7 protein-coding genes and 1 pseudogene are annotated in these 4917 nt (G+C 61.7%); all 8 read right to left on the bottom strand.

Annotated features, from left to right (window positions below):
• Positions 1-264: hypothetical protein (locus ACR2JI_RS05080; RefSeq protein ID WP_526388687.1), on the bottom strand; the 264-nt coding region annotated here is incomplete at its 3' end.
• Positions 265-291: 27 nt separating this feature from the next.
• Positions 292-1383, bottom strand: a complete 1092-nt coding sequence (locus tag ACR2JI_RS05085; RefSeq protein WP_526388689.1) for a hypothetical protein — start codon at positions 1381-1383, stop codon at positions 292-294.
• A 3-nt stretch (positions 1384-1386) separates the two neighbouring features.
• Complete coding sequence (locus ACR2JI_RS05090) at positions 1387-1830, bottom strand: hypothetical protein (protein WP_526388691.1); 444 nt, start codon at positions 1828-1830, stop codon at positions 1387-1389.
• A complete protein-coding gene (locus ACR2JI_RS05095) occupies positions 1827-2165 on the bottom strand; it encodes a hypothetical protein (protein ID WP_526388693.1) in 339 nt (112 codons plus the stop codon). Before ACR2JI_RS05095 ends, ACR2JI_RS05090 begins: the two co-directional genes overlap by 4 nt.
• Positions 2166-2836: 671 nt before the next feature.
• The gene (locus tag ACR2JI_RS05100; protein WP_526388695.1) at positions 2837-3787 is read right to left on the bottom strand and encodes a phage major capsid family protein; all 951 of its coding nucleotides are present in this window, start codon (positions 3785-3787) and stop codon (positions 2837-2839) included.
• An 18-nt stretch (positions 3788-3805) separates the two neighbouring features.
• Entirely contained in the window at positions 3806-4291 is a 486-nt protein-coding gene (locus ACR2JI_RS05105) for a hypothetical protein (protein WP_526388697.1), read from the bottom strand.
• 49 nt (positions 4292-4340) lie between these two features.
• Complete coding sequence (locus ACR2JI_RS05110) at positions 4341-4676, bottom strand: VG15 protein (protein ID WP_526388699.1); 336 nt, start codon at positions 4674-4676, stop codon at positions 4341-4343.
• A 15-nt stretch (positions 4677-4691) separates the two neighbouring features.
• Positions 4692-4917: pseudogene (locus tag ACR2JI_RS05115) on the bottom strand (hypothetical protein); the annotation flags it as partial.

The raw sequence follows: 4917 nt of genomic DNA on the forward strand, positions 1-4917 counted from the left end.
GGCATCCAACGATGCCAAACCGTTGGCGGCGCCACGCGTGTTCTGCGATGACCAGGTGGTACCGGTGGAGGTCAGCATGGCCCCGGTGGCTCCAGGCGCAATGGTCTGGAGCGCACCAGACCCATTACCGACCAACAGGTTGTTGACGGTAAGGGTGTCAGAGCCGGTACCGCCATTTGCCACTGGCAGAACGCCAGTGACATCGACGGTCAGATCGACAGACGAATCCTTGATCTGCTTACCGGTTAACTCTGTCCGGGCCATGCTGTCCTTCCGATCAGTTCTGCGTTATCAGGACGGGGCGACGATGTAGCAGACACGCAGGCGGTCACCAGCGACCGGTGCGTCGGCCATGGTGATCTCAATCCCGGCGATCGTGTAGTCGTTACCGCTACCGGGCTCCTGGAGCAGACCGTTCAGGAACACCTGCTCGGTGTTGCCCTGCGGCATATCCGCCAGCAGGAACGTGGTATTCGATCCGTTGATCGAACCCGACGGAGTTTCCCGAACACGGAACTGCGCGATCCGGGCAATCGCGGGCGCGAGCTCCACACCACCGGTGTCGCTGACGTTCTGAACATCACCGGACAGGGTGGTCGGGGTCAGAGTGCCGGACGCGTCAGCGATGTACACATCGCCGGCGGTGCCCGAGACAACCTTCAGCCCGCCATCAACTTCCAGGGAGCCGTCGCCGAGTGCGACCTGAACACCGGACAGACCGACCGACAGGGACGCATCAGCGGCCGTAACCGAGAACGCCGAACCGGTCAGGGTCAGGCCGTCACCGGCGGTGTACAGCGAACCACCAGCAACCTGGGTGAACACAACCGCGCTGGTACCGACGTCGATCGGATCGTTGGTGGTGATCGTCCACGAGCTGTTCCCGTACAGGGTGCCCTCGGACACGAACACAGTGAGGCCGGCGGTGAAGTCGGAGTTGTCGTTGGCGTCATCGGTGCGGGTCGGGGCACCGTTAGCGTTGACGGTGTAGATACCGTTCTCCGACGCGGTCGTCTGATCCTTAATCAGAATCCGGTCGCCGGTCTCCAGCGTGACACCGTCGATGACGGAGCCGTTCTTGAACGCCGACGACAGGGTGCCGTTAGCGGCCGACGCGGCACGAACAGATGCCTTCCAGTCGAAGCCCTGGATCAAGCCGTCGACGTAGCCCTTCGTGGCGGCGTCGTTGGTGTCAGTCGGGGTGCCGACGTAGACGATCTTGTTGCCGTCCAGGTCGAGGTTGCCGTTCATGGCACGGGTGCCATCAACCTTCAGGTAGCTTTCGGCAAGCTTCCCGTCGGCGACGGTGTTGTCGACAAGGCGGTCAGAAGTGACCGATGCGGCGCGGATCTGAGTTGCGCCATTGATGGTGGTTTGCGTCATTGTTTATGTCTCTCTCTGATAGATCACGGTCAGAACGTCATCGGCTAGGGGCGGGGTGGTGAAGGTGACCATGTCGTCGGCCACCGCGTAGCACACGACAGGGATCTCAAGGAGTCCGTTTCGGAACACCTGGACAGCCTGGTTGGGTGCCGGGATTTGTGTGATGGTGAATACGTCGTTGACGCCGTCCTGAACACCGGAAAGTTCTTCCGCGATCAGCTCGTAGGAGGCGCCGCCAGGGCCGGTCTCACCGATCGGTCCGGTGGGCCCGGTGGGGCCGGTGGTTCCGGTGGCGCCGCGGGAACCGACAGCGCCGCCCAAACCTTGCGGGCCCCGCTCACCGGTATCACCCTTCGGCCCGGTATCGCCCGTGGCCCCGGTGGCGCCGACAGCTCCCGCGGTTCCGCGAGCACCAGTCGCGCCGGCAGGCCCCGTGGGACCGGTCAAGCCCTGAATGCCACGCGAACCAGAAACACCAGCCGCACCAGTCGGGCCCGCAGGCCCAGTCGCGCCCGTGGCACCGGTAGCGCCATCGGATCCGTCGACACCGGCCAAGCCCTGCAACCCGCGAGGACCGGCAGGGCCTTCAGGTCCGGTCGAACCAGCACGCCCGGTGGCACCGGCAACGCCCTGAATGCCACGGGGGCCCGTATCACCGGTAGCCCCAGTATCACCAGGAATGCCCTGAGCTCCACGCGGGCCCTGCGGTCCGGTGGCTCCGCGAGCACCAGTGTCGCCCTGCGGGCCCGGAATGCCACGCTGACCCTGCGGGCCAGTCGCACCGGTGTTACCCGTCGCCGCCGTAACCTCCGGCGGAACAGGCATCCCATTCAAGATCGCGCCACACGAACAATCCGGCGAACCGAAATACACCGAACACGTCTCCGCATGCCACAACGTCCACGTCGCACAATTCTGCGTGTCATACGACCACGCCGCACGCGACGTAGACGCATCCTCACACAAACGCTTCAGCGCATTGATCTCCGAAGGGAAAAACAAAGCCCTGCGCTGAGTCTGCTGATACGACTCCGAAAAATTGAACGGACCAACCGTCTCCGACGACTGAGTACGAACCCCAGTACCCGCATCATTCCACCGCAAAATCGCGCCACGAATGACCGCCAACGCGGCATCCGGATACGGAAAATCAGTGTCAGTGATACACGGAGCGACCTGACGGGCCATCGCCATCGCATCAGCGATCATCGCTTCGGCCTTCGTCTGCTCAATCTCAGCAAACGGGGCCAGATCGCTGGGGTCGATCCAGACAGCCGGCATGATCAGCTTTCGCTAGTGGGAGAAGGTTCGCGTTTCTTGCGGCCACCCCGACGTGGGGCAGGTTCCGGAGCCGGCGGCACGGCTTCGACGGGGGTTAACCCGCCAATCCGTGCCGCCGCGCCCTCCGGAAGATTGACCACAACACCCGACTGGGTGCGGTACCGCGGCATCGTTACTCGGAGATAGCGTTCTGAATGACCGCGAAAGCGTCCAGGTCCATGATTGCCCAGCCGAACACAACTTCTGCCCGGAGTGCGATCTGGTTCTTCCGCTTCAGGTCGCCCAGGCCGTCCGGGTCACCGAAGCTGATGCGCTCCACCGGAATGTTGCGCTGAACACCCCAACGGATCTGGTTGAAGTCGCCCAGGATGGCCTTGTAGTTGTTGTTCTCGCTGGCGTAAGCGCCACCAGAAACAGCAGCCTCGGGAGCCGACACGGTGGTCGACACCGACGCGTTCAGGCCCTCAAACGATGACACCGCGACACCCAGACCGAGATCCGGGTACTTCTTGCGGCCATCCGCATACCGTGCGGTGGCCAGGCGCCACGCATACGACGGATCCAGAGCGATACCGTTCGGGATGTAGTTGTTCGCGATGACCAAACCTGCAGCGGCCTCAACCTCAAGGTCCGCGCCGGCCGGGGTGTTCTGGGTGGGGACACCGTTGTCGTCGATCTCCACCACGTTCGTGGTATCAACGATCTTCTCCGGAGAACCGGACAGTGCGACACCGGTCAGCGGGTTGATCGCGTGGTAGATGCCGAGATCCAGGGCGCGAGCCAACGACATGCCGATCTCCTCGGAGAGCAGCGACAGCACACCGAGCTGGTAGTCCTCATCGGCCCACACAACTTCCTCGTTGAACCGCATCGTCACCTGAACCTTCTTCGGGGTGACAGTCTTGGTGCCGAACCCGGCATCAGTGCCGGTCTTCGATGCGCCTTCAGCGACGAACTCAGCCTTCGGCCGCGTCGTGAACGTCATGATCTGCGTCTGACCGAACAGCTGCGGCTCAGCACCGGACAGCGTGGTGATGGTCGAACCGTAAGCGGCTTTCTTCCAGATACCCGAAGCGAGATGCTTGGGAAGGCTGAACGCCGATGAAGCGAGAGAGCTGGACATAATTTCTCCTAAATAGGGTTAGCTGCTGAACAGTTCGCGTGCAAACGCGGCCTCATCAGAGCCGGCTGATTCTGGGGTGGAACCCTCACGGGGCACCGTGTTTGTTCTTTTCTGCTTGCTCTGTCCGACGAGCCGCGCCACCTGCTTGAGCAGAGTTTCCGGCTCAACGGCCGTAAGGAACAGCTCAGCGTCCTCATCAGAAATCTCATGCAACGCAACAAGGTGAGACTTCAACGCCTCGGACACCTTCGACGGCACCGACAGCACTTCGGCTTCAGCTTTGGAAATCCGATCCGCGAACTTCTCCGCATCGGTTTTCTGCGCTTCCTCAATTTCCGTCAGCCTCGCGGCCCGGGATTTGAGTTCTTTGATTTCAGCCTTCTGAACCGCCAGCGTCTTCACCAAAGGGTGATCGGCTGGGAGTTCATTCGGGTTGGATCGCTGGTTATCAACCTCGGCCGCCGTTTCGGTCGCCTCGGTAGCAGCTGCAGCATCTTCGGACATAACAATTTCCCCGTTTCGGGTTAACCCCAACCGGTTCGGTCAGGGACGATCAATTGGCGGCGGGAACATCCAAGTTCACCGGCGCGGGAATAATTGGAGCTTTGTACCGGCGCCCGCCAGGCAGGTAATCCATCTCATTAGCGATAGAACCTGTGGTTTTGTTCGCCGCGAGTTTCTTGGCTTGGTAGTAGTCCTGTTTCCACTGCTGCACATAATCGGGGGCAACATAGTCGCCCTTCCGCACAGGAACGGCAGTGCAGGAGCATCCGTTATGCCCTTTGGTGTCGGTATGGGCACGGACAGCCAGCAGGCGGCAAAACCCGCACGCATTCGGCGACGCCAACCGAACCCACTTCACACCCTCGGCCTTAGCGTTAATCGCCACCGTGTCCCGAGACGTTTAAAACACCTCACCAGACGCGGCACCACCAAGTGCCTGATTCGGGTCGGCCTGCAACACCGCCCACCGCGCCAACACGGCCAAAGCATCAACCAGCGGAAGATCCGCAGGTATCGCCGTGTAATCCGACTCCGGATCCTGCGCCTCATACCAGATAGCGGTCAGATCACCAGCAGCCTGAATGAACGGTGTTATCAACGCCGGCGCCAGATCGGTGATCGTCGTC

It is taken from the genome of Mycobacterium sp., assembly GCF_051006775.1.
Classification (GTDB): Bacteria; Actinomycetota; Actinomycetes; order Mycobacteriales; family Mycobacteriaceae; genus Mycobacterium.